The 23,289-nt window shown below is 44.8% G+C and carries 16 protein-coding genes and 1 tRNA gene; 13 read left to right on the forward strand and 4 right to left on the reverse strand.

The window, feature by feature from the left end:
• Positions 1-9 precede the first annotated feature (9 nt).
• Complete coding sequence (locus EAH55_RS06630; protein WP_121808921.1) at positions 10-690, forward strand: HAD hydrolase-like protein; 681 nt, start codon at positions 10-12, stop codon at positions 688-690.
• A gap of 66 nt (positions 691-756) precedes the next feature.
• Here the strand turns inward: EAH55_RS06630 and EAH55_RS06635 are convergent, their stop codons facing one another.
• On the reverse strand, positions 757-2,025 hold the full coding sequence (locus EAH55_RS06635) for an Hsp70 family protein (protein ID WP_121808922.1): 1,269 nt from the start codon (positions 2,023-2,025) through the stop codon (positions 757-759).
• A 203-nt stretch (positions 2,026-2,228) separates the two neighbouring features.
• On the opposite strand from EAH55_RS06635, the gene EAH55_RS06640 reads away from it, so the two are divergent.
• Positions 2,229-2,513 carry a hypothetical protein gene (locus EAH55_RS06640; RefSeq protein ID WP_121808923.1) on the forward strand — a complete coding sequence of 95 codons (285 nt, stop codon included), beginning with the start codon at positions 2,229-2,231 and terminating at the stop codon, positions 2,511-2,513.
• A gap of 3 nt (positions 2,514-2,516) precedes the next feature.
• Here EAH55_RS06640 and EAH55_RS06645 read toward each other — a convergent pair whose 3' ends face one another.
• Both EAH55_RS06645 and EAH55_RS06650 read right to left on the reverse strand, forming a co-directional pair.
• On the reverse strand, positions 2,517-3,344 hold the full coding sequence (locus tag EAH55_RS06645; RefSeq protein ID WP_121808924.1) for a S1/P1 nuclease: 828 nt from the start codon (positions 3,342-3,344) through the stop codon (positions 2,517-2,519).
• Positions 3,345-3,402: 58 nt separating this feature from the next.
• Entirely contained in the window at positions 3,403-3,972 is a 570-nt protein-coding gene (locus EAH55_RS06650; protein WP_121808925.1) for a hypothetical protein, read from the reverse strand.
• A 183-nt stretch (positions 3,973-4,155) separates the two neighbouring features.
• Between EAH55_RS06650 and EAH55_RS06655 the strand changes: the two genes are divergently transcribed.
• Positions 4,156-5,265 carry a sensor histidine kinase gene (locus EAH55_RS06655; protein ID WP_121808926.1) on the forward strand — a complete coding sequence of 370 codons (1,110 nt, stop codon included), beginning with the start codon at positions 4,156-4,158 and terminating at the stop codon, positions 5,263-5,265.
• Between the two features lie 150 nt (positions 5,266-5,415).
• On the opposite strand, the gene EAH55_RS06660 is transcribed toward EAH55_RS06655, so the two are convergent.
• Positions 5,416-7,701, reverse strand: coding sequence for a glycosyl hydrolase family 95 catalytic domain-containing protein (locus EAH55_RS06660; RefSeq protein ID WP_121808927.1), 2,286 nt, complete (start codon positions 7,699-7,701; stop codon positions 5,416-5,418).
• A gap of 549 nt (positions 7,702-8,250) precedes the next feature.
• Here EAH55_RS06660 and EAH55_RS06665 point away from each other — a divergent pair.
• From EAH55_RS06665 to EAH55_RS06710, 10 genes are all read left to right on the forward strand, one after another.
• Entirely contained in the window at positions 8,251-11,382 is a 3,132-nt protein-coding gene (locus EAH55_RS06665; RefSeq protein ID WP_121808928.1) for a SusC/RagA family TonB-linked outer membrane protein, read from the forward strand.
• Positions 11,383-11,396: 14 nt separating this feature from the next.
• Positions 11,397-12,752, forward strand: coding sequence for a RagB/SusD family nutrient uptake outer membrane protein (locus tag EAH55_RS06670; protein WP_121808929.1), 1,356 nt, complete (start codon positions 11,397-11,399; stop codon positions 12,750-12,752).
• 11 nt (positions 12,753-12,763) lie between these two features.
• Positions 12,764-12,834: transfer RNA gene (locus EAH55_RS06675), tRNA-Cys, on the forward strand.
• A 29-nt stretch (positions 12,835-12,863) separates the two neighbouring features.
• Positions 12,864-14,225 (forward strand): DoxX family protein, encoded by a 1,362-nt coding sequence (locus tag EAH55_RS06680; protein ID WP_121808930.1) that lies wholly within the window; start codon positions 12,864-12,866, stop codon positions 14,223-14,225.
• A gap of 27 nt (positions 14,226-14,252) precedes the next feature.
• Complete coding sequence (locus EAH55_RS06685) at positions 14,253-15,869, forward strand: hypothetical protein (protein WP_121808931.1); 1,617 nt, start codon at positions 14,253-14,255, stop codon at positions 15,867-15,869.
• Between the two features lie 13 nt (positions 15,870-15,882).
• Positions 15,883-17,328, forward strand: coding sequence for a phytoene desaturase family protein (locus tag EAH55_RS06690; protein WP_121808932.1), 1,446 nt, complete (start codon positions 15,883-15,885; stop codon positions 17,326-17,328).
• A 28-nt stretch (positions 17,329-17,356) separates the two neighbouring features.
• Positions 17,357-18,613, forward strand: coding sequence for a YeiH family protein (locus EAH55_RS06695; protein WP_121808933.1), 1,257 nt, complete (start codon positions 17,357-17,359; stop codon positions 18,611-18,613).
• A gap of 13 nt (positions 18,614-18,626) precedes the next feature.
• Positions 18,627-19,211, forward strand: coding sequence for a c-type cytochrome (locus EAH55_RS06700; RefSeq protein WP_121808934.1), 585 nt, complete (start codon positions 18,627-18,629; stop codon positions 19,209-19,211).
• A gap of 2 nt (positions 19,212-19,213) precedes the next feature.
• Positions 19,214-20,452, forward strand: a complete 1,239-nt coding sequence (gene soxC / locus EAH55_RS06705; RefSeq protein WP_244228104.1) for a sulfite dehydrogenase — start codon at positions 19,214-19,216, stop codon at positions 20,450-20,452.
• A 392-nt stretch (positions 20,453-20,844) separates the two neighbouring features.
• Positions 20,845-23,157, forward strand: a complete 2,313-nt coding sequence (locus EAH55_RS06710) for a PAS domain S-box protein (RefSeq protein ID WP_162996766.1) — start codon at positions 20,845-20,847, stop codon at positions 23,155-23,157.
• Positions 23,158-23,289 lie beyond the last annotated feature (132 nt).

Here is a 23,289-nt window from a genome sequence, read left to right on the forward strand (position 1 = left end):
AATATTAAAATGAAGCATAACCTAAAAATGGTCGTTTTTGATATGGCCGGTACAACAGTTAATGAAGATAACCTGGTATATAAAACTCTTCAGAAAGCTATTAATGAGGCCGGGTTTGATTTTAATCTTGACCAGGTACTAACCGAAGGTGCCGGCAAAGAAAAAAAGCAGGCTATCAGGTCGGTTTTGGCTGTTTACGCTAATAATACCGATGAAGAACTGATTGGACAGATTTTTGAGAATTTTATGGAGCAGCTTACAACAGCCTACGCTACTGCCGATATCCTGCCGCAAAATAATGCTTTAGCCCTTTTTTCGGCATTGAAACAGCGGAATATCTATGCCGTGTTGGATACAGGTTATGACAGGGCAACAGCGCAATCAATCATCGATAAATTAGGATGGAAAGAAGGTACTGACTTTGATGCCCTTGTTACCGCTTCGGATGTGAGCAAGAACAGGCCTAACCCGGATATGATCTTGTTTGCTATGGATAAATTCGGTATCACTAATGGAAGCGAAGTAGCTAAAGTAGGCGACTCGATCATCGATATAGAAGAAGGCCAAAATGCCGGTTGCAGCCTAAATATCGGGATAACTACTGGGGCCCATACTGCAGAACAATTGCTTTCGGCCAAGCCAGACGCGGTTATCAATGATTTGATAGACTTGCTGCCACTTATTAACTAAGCTATAAAAAGCAATCGCCGGAGTATTGCTCCGGCGATTGCCTTATTTTGATTCTTTTATTGGAGATCACTCGGCGAAAAGGTACCCGCTATAAGCCAGACCTTTAGCAACACTCTTGAAATTATCTCCCGAATTTAGCCGGATATGAGGGAAGCGGTTTTTGAACAGCTTTTGAATGCTGCCTACCATAGATGTACCGCCGGTTAAAAACAGGCTGTCAATATTAGCCGGATCGATGTTGTTTTTTGACAGAAACTCATCGAGGTAGTTGGCAATGCGGTTTACATCTTTAGCGATGATCTGTTCATAATCAGCTAATGAGATTTCTTCATCAATGCGGATATCCATTTTACGGTAGCTAAACTTAGCCGCGCTGGCGGTTGTAAGCCTGATCTTTGTTTCTTCTATAGATTGAAATACCGAATAGCCCAGGTTATTCTCGATAAGGGTAATGAGGTTTTTAAATTGCGGATCATTGCCCGAAAAATAGTAGTAATCCTCTATGTCCTTCTGGATGCGCAGGCTATTAAAAAAGTTCATTTGTTCCCACGAGCAGATATTGGCAAACAGCGATTTAGGTACAGTTAATACCTTACCCGGGGTGGCTTCATACTGCGTGTTTTTACCAAAGTATGGGGTGCCTTTGTCCCACATAAATGCCGAGTCAAAGCTATCCCCGCCAATATAAATACCGCCATTGGCCAGGATATCGTTCTGCCGGTCTTTACTGCCGGTTTTTTCGGGATCAAGAACTAAATAGGTAAAATCCGTAGTACCACCGCCAAGGTCGGCTACCAATACATGTTCCTTTTTTAAGAGGCTTTTTTCATAAGCAAAAGCAGCCCCGATTGGTTCAAACTGAAAGCGGATCTCTTCAAAACCAGCCAGCCCTACGGCTTTAGTAAGCCGGGTTTGTGCCAGGCTGTCTTTTTTAGTATCGTCGTCATCAAAAAAAACAGGTCGGCCGATGATGGCTTTTTTGCAATCCTGTCCCGTTAGTTCATCTGCGCGGCTTTTCAGTTCTTTTAAAATGATCGCTACGAGTTCAGATGCGTTATATTTCTTGCCCTGGATGCGGGTTTCTATAAAACTACTTCTGGACAGGATCTGTTTTACTGATTTGATAAAGCGCCCCTTCATATTATCATTAAGGTAAGCTGTTATCGCTTCTTCACCCACAACATAATTTGGCGTATTGCCCGGGCCCGACTGCGGGTAGAAATAAATGAGCGACGGGATAATGATGGTATTGCTTATTTCTTTCGTTTCTTCGTCGTAAATAGCAAGGGCCGAGTTGGTTGTCCCAAAATCGATGCCGTATAAAAACTTCTTCATAACAGGAGGGATAAAACGATAAAAATTTGCGGACGGCGAAGGTATAAAAAAAGTGCAGCGGTAACAAAACTAATATCAACCGGTAACCTTCGTTTTTTTGTGGAGATGATGGTGTATTATTTCTTTGGTGCGACAAAACCATAATTTAAGCGACCTGTTGGAAGCAATAACAGGAGGCCGTTCATTAATTGATCAAAACACTTATGAAACCATTTGAAATCCGGGTTGGCCAAAGCCAGCAACTGTTAAGGTTTGAACCGCAGACACAACCCAATACTTTTAAAATCTATGCCGTTGATAAGTCAGAAGACTGGCTTGACCGCGAGCAGGCGAGGTCGGTTGACCTACCGCCGGATGGCTCACTCGGAACCATCACCGTACACAGCGCCCATCGCTTCGAGTTTGATGGCGCGGGTGCATTTACCGGTCAGGATTTATCGGCTATGGCCGCGCAGATCGTGCTGCATCCGCAGTTTAAAGCTGAATAAACCTTAATGTAGCTCCATTACGGCAGGCGGCGGGATGATCTTATAAGGCCCACCGCTAAAGGCTTCATTCAGGATACCTGCTAAGCGGATGCCTGCTTTTTCGAGCCTGCTTTCAACCAGTGGCAGATGCGAGCGATAGTAAGCTTCGTTAAAGTCTGGCGTTTTTTGGGCATCGCGGTAAAGCTGGCTGCTGGCCTGGTAACTTTCATACATCCAGGTGAGGATATCATCCTGTTGCCAGGCGCTGATCTGGCTGTCGGTAGCATGATCTACTTTTTTGGCCAGTTCAACATCGTTCAGGCCGGTGTGTTCAATAAGTCCGCTATCCCACAGGCCATGCAGATTACCGGGTTTGCCAAGAAACGATACCATGATGGTATTGCCACCCTGATCTTCGGCCCTGCTCACGTGCATAGGCTGGTGCAGGTCGCCTACCAAATGAACGATCATTTTTAGGGCCATTACTTTTTCCTCATGACTTTTACCCGGTTCTATAAGGTCAAGACTGAATTTGCTCAGTGCCGAATACACATTGCTTTGGGTTTGCTTCACGACGGTAGTGTTAAACTTATCACGGTTAAGGCCGAGGGGCAGGTTGATATAATGAAACGGCGTGGTATATTTATAGGCATCCTGCATTCTTAATTCATCGGCATAAACGCTGATCTCTGCCAGGGATGTATCGCCAATCAGCTCGCGGATACCAGCTTTAGCTTTTTCGGAAAGATGTTTCTCGGCAATGCGGCCTACAGCAAAATGCCCCGTCTTGCCCCATGAAGCAAGAAATAGGATAACAATAATAGCGAGCGGTAAAGAGATGAGCTTTTTCATGGTTCGAAATTAATAGGCCGATGTTAAGTATTTGTTAAAAGTGTTTTTACCATCCTTGTCATGATTCAACTTCCAATATCAGGTATATTTTATCATTAATGCCCTTGTAAACCTCAACAGAACCGAGGTCGAGATCGGTAAGATCATGACAGCAAATACCATATTTACCCTCGGTTTCATTCCGGTTTATCACGCCATTTCGCTGGTCGGGAGGGACTACTTTTGTTTGCGCCGTTTTTGTTTCCTCTTCATATATCTCGTGATATTTTTTGCTAATAGCCAGGATCAGGTCTTTCCTGGTAAAGTTTTCGGTTTGAGAGCTGATCTCCAAAACGGCTTGCCTGGTTAGCGGATAGTCTATAATCAAAGTGACTTTTTTATAAGGAAGCACTACTTCATTGGCACCAATCAGGCTGTCTATCTGTTTTTCGGGATGGTCCAGGCTAATCCATGGCATCAGCCCATCTTCCAAAGTCGCGGTGTCTTCGCCCGATGCTTTCAATTGGTAGTTAATAGTCTGGATCTTCGTGCCTAAAGTATCGGTAATCCCAGCCGCATTTGCAGCCCTGCTCATTTTACAGCTAATTATAGTAAACAATAGCAGCGCAGCAAGATATCTCAATTTCATTATTATGATTTTAATGCTGAATTTAAACAAAAAATAAACATCCGGAAAATGGCATTTTATAGCGGAATTGGGAAATTATGCCGGGTAAATGATTATATTTTAAAACTATTTGTTGTAATTATCAGTATTTTATCCAATAATCATATTAATGGTTATTTTGCAATACTTATAAACTGATTGGATATGGATCACTATGATGATGCCGGAATGCAGCCTTTACGGGCTTTTCCACAGGATAAACCGGACTACCTGCCCCGTGAAGGGAGTTGGGAACATGATGCGGTAAACCATAGTGACAGTTGGTCCGACACCATATTTGACATACTTGATATTTCAAATGAGTCGCGACCGGATAAATCTTATCTCTTAAGTTTTTTTAGAGAGCCATTTCTTGGGACTTTGGAAACGGCCATAACTGAAGCATCTCGATCAGGAGCACCCTGGGACCTTGAACTGGAGCTGGTAACTGCTAAGGGTAAAATAATTTGGGTACGTTTTTCCGGAAGCGCGGTTTTCGAGAACGATACCGTTGTTAAGATAAAAGGGAGCCTGGTAGAAATTGATAAGTACCGGGCCGAGGAGGCCTCGCATCATTTATTGAAACAGCGACATCAGCAGTTGAGTGGTTTTGCGCACATCCTCACTCACAATCTCCGAACACACGCGTACAATATTATGATGCTTACCGGGCTGGCAGACCGCAGTAAGCTGGATGCTTACCATGCCGATCTGCTTGATAAAGTAACAACCGTTTCTGATAACCTGATAGCAACCATCGAACAGATCTCAGGTATTATTAAGGTCAACGAAAATGTAATTGAATCGGAACTGCTGCGCTTTGAAGAAATTACAGGGAATGTCCTGTCTGTGATGCGGGCAGAACTGGACCTGCATGCAGCCGACATTGAAACCGATTTTATTGTACCGGCCGTCTTTTTTCCGCGCCTGTACCTTGACAGCATATTAATGAACCTGATCAGTAATTCTATTAAATACAAGAAAGAACATGAGAAGCCGGAAGTGCTGATTAGTACCTATTTGGATGAGGAAAAGAATTGTGTGATCCTGGAGTACCAGGACAACGGTATCGGTATAGATCTTAAACGCTACGGCAGCAAAATATTTGGTTTATATAAAACATTTACGCACAGGCCTGGAGCTCATGGCGTTGGCTTGTTCCTCGTTAAAACGCAGATCGAATCACAAGGTGGGTATATCGTGGTAGAAAGCAAGCCGGATGTGGGTACCATTTTCCGGGTATTTTTTAAGCCAGGTACCCAGAGGCTTGATTAAATGCTGTGAGTAAAGTAGGAGTCTAAATCGGCCTTTATAGCTCACCCGTTTTACTTTTAAATGTTGCGCAAACGTTTGATATTGAAAATAATAAAGCTGCCAATAATTAACAGGAGGATAATAAAACCGGGAGACATTTGGTTACTCCTTTTACTCGAACCCATTCTTTATAGTAATAACAGCACCCGGCTTAAAACTGAGATTTAAAAAGCCAGGTTCCAATTGATCTGCTTCCACATTTTCCCGGGCGTTAGTAAACCAGGTTTTAAACGGCAGTTTTAATTTTGTTTTACCTCCTTTTTCTGAAGCGATGGTTATTTCTGAAATCTGCCCTTCAGTTTTCTTTACACTTACCAGGAAAGCTCCTTCAGTACGCAGGTTTTCAAATGCCACGTCTTTCCATGCTGCAGGTACAGCAGGCAATACCTCAATAAATCCGGCATAACTTTGAATAAGCATTTCCTGTAGCCCGGATGCAAATGCAAAATTACCTTCAAGTGTAAAAGGGCGGTATTGATATCGGGAATATCCTGATTTGGTTTGGTCGCCGTTAAGGTGGAAACTGTTGACAGAACAAAACGCCTTAGCAAAAATATTAAGGTCCTTCAATGCGCCTTCACCATCCTTAGCCCGTGCTTTCATATTTGCAAGCCAGGAGTAAGAGTAACCGCACCAATAGGCGGGCCCTATACTATCAAGCAGATGGATAGAGTTATTGATTATGGATTGTGCTTTCGGCCCATCTTCCCACTTGATGAGGCCTAAGGGGTGGATGCTCATCATGTTAGAAAAGTGACGATGGGATTGATTGTAGGGCATCCCTGGGGCAAACATCAGTTCATTTGCATTGGTTAGGGCAAAGTCTCCATACTCCGAACCAATTTTTTCCCAGTGCGAAGCTTCAGCTTTAAGGCCTAATTCAACAGCCATTTCAGTTGCTGCCTTGAAAATGAATTTCATAAGCGACAGGTCATAATTGGTGTTTTGATGAAACCAGGCTGTAATGTCATTGTCATTAATTTCGGGGCTGGAACTGATGGGTAACTTGCGATGGCCGGTGCTATCCAACACTGTTATGTTTTCAATAAACTTAGCCACATCGCTAACCCAGGGATAAGCCCTGCGCTGTAAAAAATCTCTGTCCATACTGTACCGCCATTGCAGGTAATAATGCTGTGCCAGCCATGAGGATACTGTGGGAGAGAGCGAATACTGGATCCAGCCTCCCATTTCGGTACCATTAAGTGTGGTAACGCCGGGTACTGCAAGGCCGTCTTTGCCGAAGTACATTTTTGTATACCGTTTGTAGTTGACCTTGTTTTGATCAAGGTGATCAAGGTAGGCCATGCTCTCGTCCAGATGGTTGGCGCTGTAGCCCGGCCAGTAGCTCAACTGGGTGTTGAGGTCATGATGGAAATCACCTTTCCATGGCGGTAAGCGCCCGTTATCGGCAGTCCACACGGCCTGCAGCGAGATAGGGGGAGCCCCGGCTCTTGAAGCAGCACCAAATTTATACTGTTCAAGATACCATTGTTTTTCGAGCAGGGTATCCGGAATATGAATTGCCGATTTATTCCAGAACTTTTTCCACCAGGTGCTGTGCGAAGCATAATCATTATCATACCCTCTTGTTAAAGCTTTCCCGTTGGTAACAGCAGCCGTAACATTTTTTTGTTGATTTGGGTATTGCGAGGAAATACTCCATATCCCTTCAATAGTATGAAGGCCTTTTTTGTGCCAGCTTACATTAATTTGGTAAGTGAAGCCATTCCATCCTTTTTGTATGTAGGTAATGTTATTCCCGTGTTTTGTGATGCTTCCCTGCGGATAGCCAAGCCTTGAAAGGTCATCGCCTCCAACCGGGTCGCCGGATACTTTTACTTCTCCCTGATACCTTGGCGTAATTATTTGCGGTACAAGATCGGTATCGATATTTTCAAACCGGAACCAGCCGACCGGCGCGGTAGCATGAATATATGTTTTAAGAACAGCGTGATTAGCCCATTCCACACGGCAAAGGGCATCTGCCAAATGTAAATTAACAGATACCACCTTGCCCCAGCTACCTGTGTTAAACTCCAAAGCACCCGCCGGGATTTTTGAGGGAGCTGGTTCATTATCATAGGGTTCATCAAAATACTTTTGCACCGGGGCATAGTCTTTTTTATTCACGTGGTCAATAACCCATTGATAGTTAAACTCCGGCCGGTGTAAACCCTTCATCGGGCGCATGTCCCATATGTCGGCCCTGTCGAGCGAAAAACGTAAATGATCCGATTTTTGCCATATCAGCGCGCCAAGCATACCATTACCCAATGGAATAGCCTCATCCCAGCGGCTGGCAAGTGTATCAAAGTGCATATCATGCTTTGTTGATTGGCCAAATGTGCCTGTGGCAAGCAAAATATAATAAACAAGGAATGCGTACTTCTTCATATCGAGTTCAATACATCAGAAAAGGTCTCCTCTAAAATAATGTATTAGTAAGCCAAACGTGCACAGGCAGCAACGCAAACGTTTGTTATTGGTTGATAAATGTAACAATTGTAACAAATTAAATATATAGTCTATAGATTTGGTAGTTTATTTTTTAATTTCTATGTTTGTCGCCGTACTAATAAAAAAACAAGAGTGATGAACACTTTTTTTACCACCACCAAAGTACTTCCTGAACACGCACAATTAATGCACGCTTCTCCAAAAGCATGTATGTGCAGTTGTTGTAAATAACGCTATCTGTTCGTGAAATTAATTATAGCAGGTTAACAAACCGGCCCTGCATCGCTATGAAAAAAATGATTTGAATTTGTAAGGTACCTTAACACAGCATATGAACTAAAACTATACCCCCCTATTAAAAAATAACCGGCAAGGAAGCCTTGCCGGTGTAGCAATGACAAACCGGCTACGTAACGCCAATCACTCCGCCTGTTTGCATCTGAGCTAAACTAAACGCATTGAACATTTATTTTAACCTCGTTAAATATGGAAATATTTATCCGTAAAAACACAACTGTACTTTCCAAATATATTTTCCTGCTTCTGTTCTTTTTCCCATTTGCGGCAGTGGCCCAGCAGGAGCCGCCTGCAACCGTTAATTCCATTTTAAAAGGACGTGTATTTGATGCTGCCACCCGGGATGTACTTCCGGGGGCGGTAGTATCAATTAAAGGCACTACACACGCCGTTTCAACTAATGCCGAAGGCCGTTTTGATTTTGTAACCGGCCAGAAATTCCCTTATACATTAATTGTTCGTTTTATCGGTTATGATCAGCAGGAAATAGTTGTTAACGGCAGCCCTGTTGAAATTTACCTGAAGCCAATTCCGCAGCAGCTAAATGACGTAGTGGTAGTTGGGTATGGTACCAAAACCCGTAAAGACCTCATCAGCTCGGTATCAACCATAAAGGCCGATGAAGTAAAGAAAACTCCCGTTGCCAGCTTTGACGCGCAGTTACAAGGTAAGGCATCCGGCGTACAGATCAATTCAAATACCGGTGTACCTGGCGATGGAATATTTATCCGCGTGCGTGGTACTACGTCAATCAACGCCAGTAATGATCCGCTGTATATAGTTGATGGGGTGTTTTTAAATAACACCAGCTTGCAAACGGTAAACACAGGCGGCAGGGCTACATCGCCAATTGCCGACATTAACCCGGATGACATCGAGAATATAGAGGTTTTAAAAGATGCCAGTGCTACAGCTATTTATGGCTCGCGTGGCGCTAATGGTGTTGTTATTGTTACTACCAAACGCGGTAATTATAACAGCAGGCCTAAAATTAACTTCAATGTTTCGCAGGGTTTAGCCTGGCAGCCAAAAGGCAGGCTTTGGAAGTTGACAACCGGCCCTCAGCACGCCGAGATTGTAAATGAGTTTTACCGTAACTCTGAGGCTGATGCCATTGCGGCGGGTAACGCGGCGGGTATTAAAACTTATCAATATCAACCCTTCCGTGCAACTGACGATAACCCTACCGCTTCACCGGCACCAAGGGGCTTACCATCTCAGCAAAATACCTACGACCGTTTGAGCGAATTATTCCGCACAGGTAACCTGGCTAATTATGACCTGTCTTTAGAAGGTGGTTCAAAGGATACCAAATATTATATAGGGGCGGGTTATACTAAACAGCAGGCTGATATTAAGCCAATTGATTTTAGTCGCCTTGGTTTTAAAGTAAACCTTGACCAGCGCATCAGCGATAGGGTACAGGTAGGTACAAGTAACAGCGTTTCACGTTCGTACCGTAACCAGGCCCGCTCAGGCGATGGTCCGGCGGGTGGTTTGTTCCAGTCTGCTTTGCATACACCAACCTATCTGCCCGAAACCAATCCGGATGGTACACCTGCACGCTACGCTGGCTTTGATAACCTGCAGGTGTTGATTGATAATTACAACGTACATACCACAAGCTTACGCTATATCGGCAATGTTTATGCTGATATTGAGATTTTGAAAGGTTTGAAATTCCGCTCAAGCTGGAGTGTTGATTATAACAACTACAACGAATCTGAATACTGGAACGATAAAACGCAGTTAGGTGCATCGCCAACCAATGGTCTGGCTACATCGGCCATAACCCAAAGCACTGCCTGGATCAACGAACAAACCTTAAACTATCACCACCTGTTTGGCGAAAAACATACTTTGGATGTAGTTGCGGGTAACACACTGCAAAGCAATATTATACAGCTAACATCGGCACAGGGTACAGGTTTCCCTAACAACGCTTACACTGATATTTCATCAGCTTCAACCCGTACGGCCAACCAAACCTGGACAAAGGCTAACTTATCTTCATACTTCTCACGCATTTCATACAACTATGCCAGCAAGTATTATCTGGAGGTAAGTGCCCGTGCCGATGGTTCATCAAAATTCGGTGTCAATAATAAATGGGGATATTTCCCATCGGTAGGTGCCTCATGGCGTGCTAAGGAAGAAAGCTTTTTGAAAGATGTAAACTCAATCAGTGATCTTAAATTGCGTGCAAGCTATGGTGTTACCGGTAACCAGGCGGGTATCAACAACTTTGCGGCGCAGGGTTTATGGAGCGGCGGTGCAGGTTATCCTGACAATACAACCGGAGGCGATAAAGCAGGTACCGCGCCGCAGCAGTTGGCTAATCCCAACCTGAAATGGGAGCGCACCGCGCAGGCCAACGTAGGCTTCGACCTCGGTTTGCTGAACAACCACCTAAACCTGTCTGTCGATCTATATTCTAAACAAACCAGCGATGTATTGCTGCAATTACCCGTTCCGGAGATTACCGGTTATAGCACTTATTACAGCAACGTAGGTAAAATAAGCAACAAGGGTTACGAGATAAGCATCAGCTCAAACAATATCAAAACAAAAGATTTTAGCTGGAGCAGCAGTTTCAATATCTCGGGTAACGTTAATAAAATTAAATCGCTGCCGGTACCAATTAACCAGTACAGCCGCGACTGGATCAGGATGCAGCAGGGCTACTCTATGTTCTCGTTCTGGATGTATAAACAGTTAGGTGTCGATCCGCAAACGGGCAACGCCATATTCGAGGACGTTAACAAAGATGGTGTGATTAACACTGCGGATCGCCAGATAGTTGGCAATGCCCTGCCTAAGTACTTTGGCGGCTTAAGCAACACCATTACTTACAAAGGTTTTGATGCCAGCTTTCTGTTCAGCTTTGAAGAAGGTAACAAAGTGCTTAACCTGAACCGCTTTTTTGGCGAAGGTGGCGGTACCCGCGATGCTAACCGTGTAATATTCGCCAGCCAATTGAACAGGTGGCAAAAGCCGGGCGATATTACTGATGTACCGCGCTTAACTGCCTATGGCAACAACTATACGCTTGAACAAAACAGCCGCTTCCTGGAAGACGGTTCCTTTATTCGCCTTAAATCATTGAGCCTGGGTTATACACTGCCAAAAGCACTTACTCAAAAAATTGACATCCAGTCGCTGCGCATTTACGTGGTGGGCAGTAACCTGCTGCTGTTCACCAAATACACAGGGCCCGATCCGGAAGCTAACGTAGGCGGCGGACAGGATGTGCAGGGTATTGACCTGGGTACACCACCGCAACCACGCTCAGTTCAGTTAGGTGTAAATATTACTTTATAAGGAGGGCAACGATCATGAAATTACTTAAAACTTTAAAATATACAATCCCGGTTCTGTCGCTTGTGACGCTGGCTTCCTGCAAAAAATTCCTGGAGGTTCAGCCGAAAGATTCGGTATCTGATTCACAAACCATTGTTGATCGAGCATCTGCCGAAACCGCGGTGCGCGGTATTTACAGGGCATTATCTGCCGATAACTACTATGGCGTAAACTTTGTTTCGGTAGGCTATTTATCAGGCGATAATATCCAGTGGACAGGTTCGCAATCTATCGTGCAACAGTTTATTGACCATAATGTAAAGGCCGATAACGCCACGGTATCGGGTATTTGGCTGGCTATTTACACAACCATAAACCGCGCAAACTATGTAATAGCCAAATTACCCGGCGTTACCGATGCTACCCTGACAACAGCCGAAAGAAACCAGCTGCTTGGGGAAGCGTACTTCATCCGGGCCTTATGCTACTTTGACCTTGCCCGTACCTGGGGTGGTGTACAGATAGTGACCACGCCAACCATATCGGCTACAGATAAAAATGGCATCAAACGCAGCACGCTTGAGCAAACTTACGCACAGGTACTTAGCGACCTGAATACTGCCGAACCATTGTTGCCGCTACCAACTTCGCAAAACCCGGTAAGGGCCAATAAAGAAACAGTTTATGCCTTGAAGGCAAGGTACTACCTGTACCAAAAAGACTGGACTAACGCCGAAAACTATGCTACGCTGGTATTGGGCGATACGCAGAATTATTCGCTGTTAAAGCCTTACAGCGCGTGGTTTGCCAACAATGCGGTAGGTACTAAAGAATCGGTGTTTGAACTGGCTTACAGTGCTACTTATACCAATGGTCACCGTGGGCAATGGCAGCCGCCTGCTAATAGCGGTACCCGCCAATGGGCGCCTAACGCCGCGTTTTTAGCATTGGTAAACGACGCTACCATAGGAGGTAACCGGAGTGCTTTGGTGGCTAAAACATCTGCAGGTTTATGGTATGGCAACCTTTATTACCGCAGCCCGGCAACAGATCCGGCTTATGTCATCAGGATTGCCGAAGAATACCTGATCCGCTCGGAAGCGCGTGCACAGCTTAATAAGCTTGCCGATGCCCGGATTGATTTGAACGCTGTACGTGACCGCGCAGGCTTAACAGCAACAACAGCGGTTTCACAAGCCGATATTTTGCTGGCCATTGAAAACGAGCGCCGTATAGAGTTTGCTTTGGAAGGCCATCGCTGGTTTGATTTGGTGCGCACGGGAAGGGCAGCAGCCGTATTGGGCGTAACAGACGCCACGAAAAATATTTTGCCTATCCCGGTAGATCAGCTGAATGTTGACCCGGCGCTAACGCAGAATCCGGGTTATTAGTAAGGACATAAAGCCGGGTGACTGAGTGGCTAAGTAGAGGTCTGCAAAACCTTGTACGGCAGTTCGAACCTGCCCCCGGCGTCTTCTAAATCAATTTAAAAACATAAAACAATGAGCACATTAACCACCAACCAAACCAAATGGAAGGAATACGAAAAGGGGGCTTTTCGGTTCTTCTTCATTTACTTTGTGCTGCAGGCCCTTCCGCTTGACTGGAAGTACTTCGGCAACCTGTTCCGCATTCAGTGGGGCAGCCTCGGCTTTGGCGATATTTTTTACATCAGTCGTTACACGCCGCAATTTATATCTGGCAGCAGTACACCCGGCACATGGGGCATAGGTACCCTTGCCGATTGGGCATTCATAGCCGGCATTGCATTGATAGGCGCTATCGTTTGGAGTATCCGCGATAAAAAGAGCGAAAACTATAATAAGTTGTACTACTGGTTAAGGGTGATTTTGCGTTACCGCCTGGCTATCGGAATCATCGCTTATGGTTTTATCAAGTTCTTTCCTTTACAATCACCGCTGCCATCTATCAGTAACCTGAACACATCTTATGGTGATTTTGACCGTTGGAAACTTTTCTCGTTAAGCCTGGGTATAGTGCCGGGTTATGAATCGTTTTTGGGTTTGGTGGAGATAATAGTTGGCGTATTGCTGCTGTTCCGTAAAACCGCGACACTCGGTGCTATCATTATCCTGGTATTTACGGGTAATGTGTTCATATCCAATATAGCTTATGATGGCGGCGAAGCAATTTACGCGCTTTACCTCATCAACATTGCTTTATTCCTTACGGTTTACGATATCCAACGTATTTATAACCTGGTAGCCCTGCGTAAACCAACGGCACCAAATACAGTGAAAATTTCATTAAACGGGCAATGGCGTACATCACGTTTGGTGTTAAAAAGCCTGTTTATTTTCTTTTTCGTGTTTCTGTACGGATATAAAACTTACGCGGCTTATCATCATGATATCTATCAATACCCAAAAGCTAAAGGTTTAGCCGGTGCAGCAGGTTTATATAATGTGAGCGATTTCAGGATCAATAGCAAACAATTGCCTTACTCACAAACAGATACCAGTCGTTGGAACGATGTTGTTTTTGAAAAATGGAATACCATCAGCATAGGTTCATTAAAAAGATATAAAGCCGATACCGCTACCACCGAAGAAATCAGCAGGAACAACGATGATCGTAAATATGAACTTAACGGTACAACCGGCAGGGCCTATTACAGCTATGTGGCCGATACCGTAAAACAGCTTTTGCTGCTCAAAAATAGGAACAGTAATTACAAGGCTGATCAGTTTACGCTGCTTTATACCAAACCTGAAAACGGCACTATTATCCTGACAGGTGTTGATCATAACAAGGACTCTGTTTATGTGCAGCTGGACAGGATTAACAAAAAATACCTGCTGCAGGAAGCAGCCCAGGGCAGGAGCAAGGCACTTAAACTATAAGCTATAAACCTTTAAAAGATATTTATCATGGCAACAACAGTAATAAACCCCGACACCGAACAGGTGGGCAATGTTGTCCCGGAAAGCAAAGCCCGGCAAGCTGCCCCAGTAACTGATACCGGCGCACAGAAGGAATGGACTGCTACCCAGCGTGTAGCTTTTCGTATCGCTTTCATCTTTTTCATTATCATGTGTATCCCAACCACTGCCGAGTGGTGGAATAACCTGGTAACCATCAATTGGTTCCATCTGCATTACCGCGACTTGTATGACATAGCGCGGTTTTCGCCAAGCATTTACAAATTTCAAACCCCGGCATATAACCTGTTAGGCTATATTGATTGGGTTGAAGCGCTTGCTATTGGTATCGTAGGCGGTCTGATCTGGACTGCGTTTGATAACAAAAACAAGCAATATCATAACCTGTATTACTGGCTGCGCGTGGTGGTGCGGTACAGGGCAGGTATAGGCATAATCGGGTTCGGCTTTACAAAGCTGTTCCCGGTTCAAATGCCTTATCCTTCATTAGGTGTACTTAACACGCATTTCGGCGATCTGACAGCGCAAAAGATCTACTGGCTTTCGGTAGGCATTGTGCCCTGGTACCAGGTGTTTGCCGGTGTTGTGGAGCTGGCTGCGGGCACCATGCTTTTCTTTCGCAAAACCACCACTTTTGGCGCGGTGTTGCTATTGGGAGCTTTGGGCGATATCACTTATGTAAACTTTGCCTATGATGGCGGAGTTCATGTGTATGCCTCATATTTTGTATTGTTCTCGGCGTTTTTATTATGGTACGATATTGTGCCGGTTTATAACCTGCTTATCAAAGAGCGCTTTACCGTTCCTCCGGTTTTGATCCCGGAAATTAACCAGAAATGGCTTATCGTTACACGCATCGTTTTAAAGACTGGTACTGTTGGCATATTCCTGGTTTGGCTGTACTATTTGCAGTATGTAAACTTTAAATATGATCCCTATAAGCAACCATCTACAAGCGGCGTAAAACAATTACGGGGTAATTATAATGTGAGTGAATTTAAACTCAACGGGCAGGATATCCCTTATTCTCCTTTAGATTCGGTGCGCTGGCAAGGGGTAACGTTCGAGAAATGGTCTTCCTTAACCTTTAATATTAATAAGCCATTAAATCTCGACTTATCTAATGGTGGTGGTGCCGCTATGCGCGATATCAACCGTAACTTCGAGCTTACAGGCGTAGCCGGAGGTAAAAGGGTATTTTATTACGATGCCGATACCGTGAACAAGGTGCTTTACCTACAGGATAAACTGCCCGAGTTTACCAAACGCAAAGGCAGGCGTGGTAATCGCGGCGGAGAGAAAGCAGGCGATAATAAATTAGCAAAACCATTTATCCCTGCCGAAGCAAAGGCTAACATCCGCAATGAAGTAACGGCTATTGATCCGGCGGCACAATCAACCCGCCGGGAGCGTGGTGTGCCCGAAGAGCTAAAAGATAAACGTAAACGTGCGCACATGGTGTTAAGTTACAACGCAGATGCAACGGGATCGCACATTGTGTTGACCGGCAAGGACGACAAGAAAAATGATGTGTATATTGTGCTTGACCGCGTAAACCGTCCATACGCGCTTACCGATAGCAAATTGGTGGCGGGCAAATACTAAAAACAGATACCAGATGAAACCGGAAAAACGTGATTATGATGCAGTGATAGTAGGCTCGGGGCCAAACGGCCTTGCAGCAGCCATATTATTGCAGCAGCATGGGCTTTCGGTTTTATTGCTGGAAGGGAAGGACAAAATAGGCGGCGGCTTACGCACCGAAGAACTTACGCTGCCCGGTTTTAAACATGACGTTTGCTCGGCAATTCATCCGCTGGCTGCCGGATCGCCATTTTTTGAAAAGCTGCCCCTGCATGAGCACGGCCTGGAATATATTTATCCGGAGGTTGCGGCGGCGCACCCCTTTGATAACGGGACAGCCGCGGTACTCAAAAAATCGATCATTGAAACTGCCGATTTGCTTGGCGAGGATAGGGATGCCTATATTAAACTGATGGCGCACCTGGTAAAATCATGGCCGGGTTTGGCTGCTGACGTATTAGGACCGCTTACGTTTCCGAAACACCCGGTTGATCTGGCAATTTTTGGACTGGATGCACTGACATCATCAACTCACCTCGCCAAAAAGTTTAAAACCGAAGAGGCCAAAGGGCTTTTGGCAGGTATGGCCGCGCATAGTATTCAGCCATTAACCAACCTTACTACATCGGCTATTGCTTTGGTGTTGATGGCTAACGGGCATTTAAAAGGCTGGCCGGTACCTAAAGGAGGCTCTGTAAAAATAGCGGATGCGCTGGCATCGTATTTTATTTCGATTGGAGGAAAGATTGAAACCAATACCTATATCACCGCTTTTGATCAGCTGCCATCGGCTAACGCGGTTTTGTTTGATGTTACGCCTAAACAACTGCTGCAAATTGCCGGGCATAAGTTTTCATCGCTGTATAAATGGCAATTGGAACGGTATCGTTACGGCATGGGCGTTTTTAAGGTAGACTGGGCGCTTGACGACGTTGTGCCATTTAAGGCAGAAGGGGCAAAACAAGCCGGAACGGTACATATTGGCGGCACGTTAAACGAAATCGCAATTGGCGAACAACAGATCTGGGAGGGTTTGCATCCTGAAAAGCCATTTGTTTTATTGGCCCAGCAAAGCCTTTTTGACAATACCCGTGCACCCGAAGGTAAACATACGGCCTGGGCTTACTGCCATGTCCCTAACGGATCAAATAAGGATATGACAGATATCATCGAGAAACAGGTGGAACGGTTCGCTCCCGGTTTTCAGGACCGCATTATTGGCAGGCATACCTTTAATACCCGGCAATTGGAGAATTATAATCCTAACTACATTGGCGGAGATATCAATGGTGGCGTCATCGACATTGGCCAGTTATTTACCAGGCCGGTTTTGCGGCGCTCGCCTTATCGTACATCGGCAAAGGGAATTTATATCTGTTCGTCATCTACACCTCCGGGCGGGGGGGTACACGGCATGTGTGGCTATCATTCGGCCAAACGCGCGCTAAAAGATGTTTTTAACATCAGCATAAAATCATAACATATTATCACACTATAAAAATTCAATTATGTCAACCACCACTACTAAACTAACCCTGCATGAAGACTGGGCAGTAGTTATTTTAGGTTCTTTGATCATTATCCTGTCGCTGGCAGGCCTGCTTTTACCTGTACCCTCTTTCGGCTGGAAAACCGGTGCCGATTTAACCGGAACTGTACTGGGTTCGGCAAACCTTGTTAAAATACTTTTACAATTTGTTTTTGTAGCCATTATTGGCGGTATAGGCGCATTTATAACCGGCAAATCTGTTAAAAATTATGCTTTAGGCTTTCCACTGGTTTATGTGGTTACTATACTTGCGCTTGTGCTTGCTGGAAGCAGCCAGGCTAAATCGCTTAACCTTGAGGCTGTAATATTCAGTTTGGTTTTGGGTTTGCTCATCAGCAATTTTATTAAACTACCGGAATGGTTAAAGTCATCACTTTCAACTGAGTTGTTTGTAAAAGTAGGCCTGGTATTGTTAGGTACCAGCGTAATTTTTGGCGATATTTTAAAAGCAGGTTCGTTAGGTTTGATACAAGCTTTACTGGTTGTAACCTCTGTTTGGTACTTTGCTTACTGGACTTGCAAAAAGCTTAAGGTTGATGACGAAATGGCCATGATGATATCAAGCGCGGTATCCATTTGTGGTGTATCAGCGGCCATAGCCACAGCGGGTGCTATCAAAGGCGATTCAAAAAAGCTATCGTATGTAATATCGATGGTGTTGATCACGGCTATCCCGATGATGATCTTCATGCCCATCATCGCCCATTACTTCAAATTTTCGGAACCGGTAACCGGCGCCTGGCTGGGTGGCAGTATCGACACTACCGGCGCGGTTGTAGCTTCAGGATCATTAGTAGGTGAGGTAGCCCTGAAGATTAGTACCATTGTTAAATTCTCACAAAATGTGTTGCTTGGTTTGGCAGCTTTTGCTATCTCTATTTACTGGACTTACACCAAACACCCATCGGCAAGTGATAAAGAAACCAAACCAACACTTAAAGTGATCTGGGAGCGTTTTCCAAAATTTGTGTTGGGTTTTATAGGTGCATCGTTGCTGTTTTCTTTCTTTCTGCCACCATCGGCTGCTGCTACGGTTAAGGATAGTTTGAAGAACTTGCAGGGACTATGGTTTGCCCTCGCCTTTACCAGTATTGGCCTGGAAACCAACTTTGCCGATCTGTTTAACCGGAACAGCAAAAAGCCGTTATACGCGTTCCTGATAGCACAAACCTTTAATATTTTCATTACGCTGGTTATAGCGCTGATATTATTCTAAAATAGCTTTTATCATGCTTAAAAAGTTAAAGCTAAGGCGAAGCCATGCCCTGATTTTCGGGGGGATCACCATAATTGGGGTGGTGATCTGGCTTTGGCTTTCTTATCAAAATAAGCAAAAATGGCCCGAAACATTTGGTTATGGCAAGACTGCCACCCAACAGGATATAACCAAATTGGATATTGATATACGTCCGGATGGTAAAGGCTTACCATCGGGGAGTGGCAATGTGGCCGAAGGGGCGGTAATTTACACCAATAAATGCGCAGCGTGTCACGGGGCAGATGGTAAGGAGATTAAAGGCGTGAAGTTGCCCGGTCCGCCATTAGTGGTGGGCGGTGGTAAAACCAAAACTATAGGTAATTACTGGCCTTACGCCACTACTTTGTTTGATTATGTACGCCGGGCCATGCCTTATAACGCGCCAGGTTCGCTTACTGATGATGAAGTATACAGCCTTTGCGCCTGGCTGCTGAATGAAAATAAGATCATTAAAGCCAATCAAATAATGAATGCCCGTACGCTATCTAAAGTAGAGATGCCGGCACAAAAACTTTTTATTGTTGATGACCGCAAGGGCGGCCCGGAAGTGAAATGAGTATGGAACAGCAGGACAAGCCGGTAAAAACAACCGAAAAGAAAATAAGTCGCCGTACTTTGCTGGGCGGTGCTCTGGCTACGGCTATTTTGCCGGTAACCTCGGTATTTGCAAAATATATCCAGGTGGGAGTACCTGCGATTCCCGATCCTACAAAGCAGCCCGGTCCGCTGCCGGGAAAGGTTGGCACACGTTCGCCGTTTGAAAGCCCGGTTAAGAAGCCATCGGATATTTCATCACGTACACCGCTGCAGGATCTGTACAGTACCATTACCCCATCCGATCTGCATTTTGAACGGCACCATGCTGGTGTGCCTTCCATCGACCCAAATCAATATGAGTTATTGATACACGGGATGGTGGAGCGGCCCATGAAGTTTAGCCTGCATGACTTGAAACGTTTTCCATCCGTAACCCGCACCTGTTTTATTGAATGTGCTGGCAATTTCCGCACGGGTAAAGAGGATATGACCGTACAGGAGATCCTTGGCCTCACCAGTCAAAGCGAATGGACGGGCGTGATGCTTTCAACCCTGTTTCGTGAACTGGGCGTGAATCCTAAAGCCACCTGGTTTTTAGCTGAAGGCGGTGATGCTGCCGTGCTTACCCGAAGCATCCCCATTCGTAAAGCCTGGGACGATGCCATGATCGTATACGCACAGAACGGCGAAGCCATTCGTCCGGAGCAAGGGTACCCTGCGCGCTTGCTTTTACCCGGATGGGAGGGCAATACCAATGTAAAATGGTTACGACGGATAGAAATTTCTGACGCGCCATATTTTACTCGCGAGGAAACTTCAAAATATACCTACCCGGTAAAAGATAAGATCAGGATGTTCAGCTTTGAAATGGATGCCCGGTCTATCATCACCTACCCATCCTTCCCGCAAACGATTGAACGCGGCTGGATCGAAATTCGTGGTATAGCTTGGAGCGGCAGGGGAAAGGTGGTAAAGGTTGAAGTAAGTACCGATGCCGGTAAAAATTGGATTGAAGCCCGGCTACAGGGCCCGGTATTGGAAAAAGCGCATACCTATTTTCGCCATCTCTGGCATTGGGATGGCTCAGAAACAGAAATACTCAGTCGTGTTACCGACGAAACAGGCTATACCCAGCCTACTTTAAAACAACTCATCGACGCCCGTGGCAAAGATATAGGCGGTTACCACATGAATCCGGTAACAGCATGGCGCATTAAACGGGATGGAAATGTGGTTTTTAAACCGGAGAACCATAAGTAGCTAAATTAAGATTCTGCCTTTCAGAACGTTCCAGGCATCTTGCTTTGATAAATATTTTTTATTCTCGTTGGAAAAGCTTATTATTGAGGAACTGTCGTTTAAACAGTTATAGCCTGATACGTTTTTCATTTTCCATCCTGCTTAAAAGTAAATTGCCGTGCCTCAAAGTGATGACAAAAAGGTTTCTTATTACAATCCACGTTTAGTGGTTACCGGTTTATTGGTTGCATTTGGAGGGTTAATTGTTTGTGGGGCAATAATCTGGATCATACTGGCTATTATTCGCAGCATATAGCTGTACTTTTTTTAATGCCTCAACCCTTATCCTATGAAAGTCTACAACCTATTTGGTTATAAAACGTTTAACTACTGTTGGATCAATGGTTTTTAGAATGAGATTTGGAGCCCTGCGGATAAGTTTGGTTTATATTGTCATCAGTATCTTATGGATCACTTTTAGCGATCAGCTGCTTTTTCTTTTTGGGCACCGGTTAAGCAATGTTGAATTTCTGTGGCTAAGCTCCGCGAAAGGATATTTTTTCGTACTTATTACCGGCGTGTTGTTGTTGTTCCTGATCCGTTCCGACAACCGGAAACTTCACATGACCGGAGCTCAATACCGCGATATGTATGATTCCAATCCTAATCCCATGTGGATTTATGATCCGGGGACGCTTCGTTTCGTTTCGGTAAATGATGCTGCCACTGATGCTTATGGTTATACCCGCGAGGAATTTCTGAGCAGATCAATTTTGGATATCAGGCCGGTTGAGGATAGATCGAACGTAATTGCCGCCGCCGCCCGGCTGGAAGGTAATATTAACCAAAGCGGTACCTGGCGGCATGTAAAAAAAGACGGCCGCGAAATCATCGTCAACATTACATCGCATCAGATCCTGTTTAACGGGCAAACCCATATCCTTGTTATGGCGCGCGATGTAACCGAGTATGTGATTTTTGAACAAAAACTGGAGCGTATGAACCAGGATCTGCTGGAAGAAAGACGGAAGCTTCGGGATACTCAATTATTTACCAAAGTAGCCGGGTGGGAATTTTATCCTGCTCAAAGGCTGTTAGTTTGGTCAGATGAGGTTTACCAGCTTACCGGTTTGGATAAAACAGATGGGCGCGATGCATTTGATATCTACCTTCAGCATATTTATCCGGAAGACCGTTCGGCGATGACTTCGGCCCTTGAAGCACTGATTACAGAGGGCAAACAGTTGGATGTCACACACCGGATAATTGCCCTGGATGGAAGTACCCGTTACATCAGGCAACTGGCCCGCCTTGACGACACACGGGATCCCGGCCGGAAAATTATAGGTTCGCTGCAGGATATCACAGAGTTTAAGCAACTTGAGCATGAGCGGAACAAGTACCTTTATAATTTTGAAAATACACTGAACAGTATCAGTGATGCCTTTTTTGCACTTGACACAGACATGAACATCATCCGTGTTAACGATGTGTTTTTACAGCTGATCGGAAAAAAAGAGGCAGAGGTAGTAGGCGGGAGTATTTTTAAACTTTTTCCGAAAGAGCAAAATAAATTGTATCCTGCTTATCAACGGGCTTTGGAGGAACGGGTCATTGTCAGGCGTGAAGATTATTCTATTGTTTTGGGAAAATGGATCCGGTTGGCGGCATATCCAACAGATGAAGGTGTTGGCGTTTATTTTTCAGATGTTACCGAAGATAAATTAAAGGATCTGAAGTTAAAAGAAGCGGTAGAACGATATGAACTGGTATCGCAGGCTACTAAAGATGTTGTATATGATCTGGATATGATTGAGGATAAACTGATCTACAATACCAGCCTTACTCAATTGGTTTCAATACCGGTAAACCAGATTGGCCATGACCTAAGCTGGTGGCGGGCGCTTATCCACCCTGATGATATTGATGAGGTTGTGCAAAGCCAGGCAAAGATCAGCGGGCAGGGCCTTACCAACTGGGAGTGTGAATACAGGATCAATGTGGGCGATGGCGTTTATAAATACGTTATGGATCAGGGCTATTTTGTTTATGATGCTCAAAAAAAACCGATTAGGTTGATTGGCGCTATTAAAGATATTGACGCGCTTAAAAGAAGTACGCAGGAGAATAAGAAGCTGGCCGATATGATCCGTCGCGTAAATAATATGATAATTGTTACCGATCCGGAACGAACGGTGCAGTGGGTGAATGAAGCCTTTGAAGAGCAAACAGGCTATAAATTACAGGAAATTTGCGGGCGGCAGGGTACCGACCTCCTTGTGGGTCCCGACACCAATAATGCCGTATTGGATGAATTTGTCCGCCGGCAATCACTCCACGAAACTTTTGCTTCAGACATATTAATTTATACAAGGGATAAAACCCCTGTTTGGATCTCAGCACAGTTATCCCCGGCTTACAGCGATGGTAATGTTTTTCAGGGCTACGTGATCATTTGTCAGAATATTACGCTCCGGAGGGAAAAAGACGAAGAGATCAGGCAGCAAAACGAATTGTTGCGCGAAGTAGCGTGGATGAGTTCGCATCAGATCCGCAAACCAGTGGCTACCATGCTCGGCCTGATCAATTTGTTAAAATTAGCGCAGACAAAAGAGGAACGTGATGAAGTTTTACCTTTATTGGAATGTTGCGCGCACGAAATGGATGATGTTATACATCGAATCCATGAAAAGATCCCATCAGTTCAATCTTTCGGCTCACGCTGACCATAAAGCGATACGTATTCAGGTAAGAACAAATAAGAATATTTTATATTTGAAAGCCAGCCTGTCACTATGCATCATTTACATACTGTATACAGCACCTTAGATAACCCTCCCAGTATGTTGTATTTAATC

It is taken from the genome of Mucilaginibacter kameinonensis, from assembly GCF_003675385.1.
GTDB classification, from domain to species: Bacteria; Bacteroidota; Bacteroidia; order Sphingobacteriales; family Sphingobacteriaceae; genus Mucilaginibacter; species Mucilaginibacter kameinonensis.

Coding starts and splice junctions, on each gene's coding strand:
- EAH55_RS06655 (WP_121808926.1), top strand. CDS start 4,156: ATGGATCACTATGATGATGCCGGAATGCAGCCTTTACGGGCTTTTCCA.
- EAH55_RS06685 (WP_121808931.1), top strand. CDS start 14,253: ATGGCAACAACAGTAATAAACCCCGACACCGAACAGGTGGGCAATGTT.
- EAH55_RS06710 (WP_162996766.1), top strand. CDS start 20,845: ATGAGATTTGGAGCCCTGCGGATAAGTTTGGTTTATATTGTCATCAGT.
- EAH55_RS06650 (WP_121808925.1), bottom strand. CDS start 3,972: ATGAAATTGAGATATCTTGCTGCGCTGCTATTGTTTACTATAATTAGC.
- EAH55_RS06645 (WP_121808924.1), bottom strand. CDS start 3,344: ATGAAAAAGCTCATCTCTTTACCGCTCGCTATTATTGTTATCCTATTT.
- EAH55_RS06695 (WP_121808933.1), top strand. CDS start 17,357: ATGTCAACCACCACTACTAAACTAACCCTGCATGAAGACTGGGCAGTA.
- EAH55_RS06680 (WP_121808930.1), top strand. CDS start 12,864: ATGAGCACATTAACCACCAACCAAACCAAATGGAAGGAATACGAAAAG.
- EAH55_RS06640 (WP_121808923.1), top strand. CDS start 2,229: ATGAAACCATTTGAAATCCGGGTTGGCCAAAGCCAGCAACTGTTAAGG.
- EAH55_RS06690 (WP_121808932.1), top strand. CDS start 15,883: ATGAAACCGGAAAAACGTGATTATGATGCAGTGATAGTAGGCTCGGGG.
- EAH55_RS06670 (WP_121808929.1), top strand. CDS start 11,397: ATGAAATTACTTAAAACTTTAAAATATACAATCCCGGTTCTGTCGCTT.
- EAH55_RS06660 (WP_121808927.1), bottom strand. CDS start 7,701: ATGAAGAAGTACGCATTCCTTGTTTATTATATTTTGCTTGCCACAGGC.
- soxC (WP_244228104.1), top strand. CDS start 19,214: ATGGAACAGCAGGACAAGCCGGTAAAAACAACCGAAAAGAAAATAAGT.
- EAH55_RS06635 (WP_121808922.1), bottom strand. CDS start 2,025: ATGAAGAAGTTTTTATACGGCATCGATTTTGGGACAACCAACTCGGCC.
- EAH55_RS06700 (WP_121808934.1), top strand. CDS start 18,627: ATGCTTAAAAAGTTAAAGCTAAGGCGAAGCCATGCCCTGATTTTCGGG.
- EAH55_RS06630 (WP_121808921.1), top strand. CDS start 10: ATGAAGCATAACCTAAAAATGGTCGTTTTTGATATGGCCGGTACAACA.
- EAH55_RS06665 (WP_121808928.1), top strand. CDS start 8,251: ATGGAAATATTTATCCGTAAAAACACAACTGTACTTTCCAAATATATT.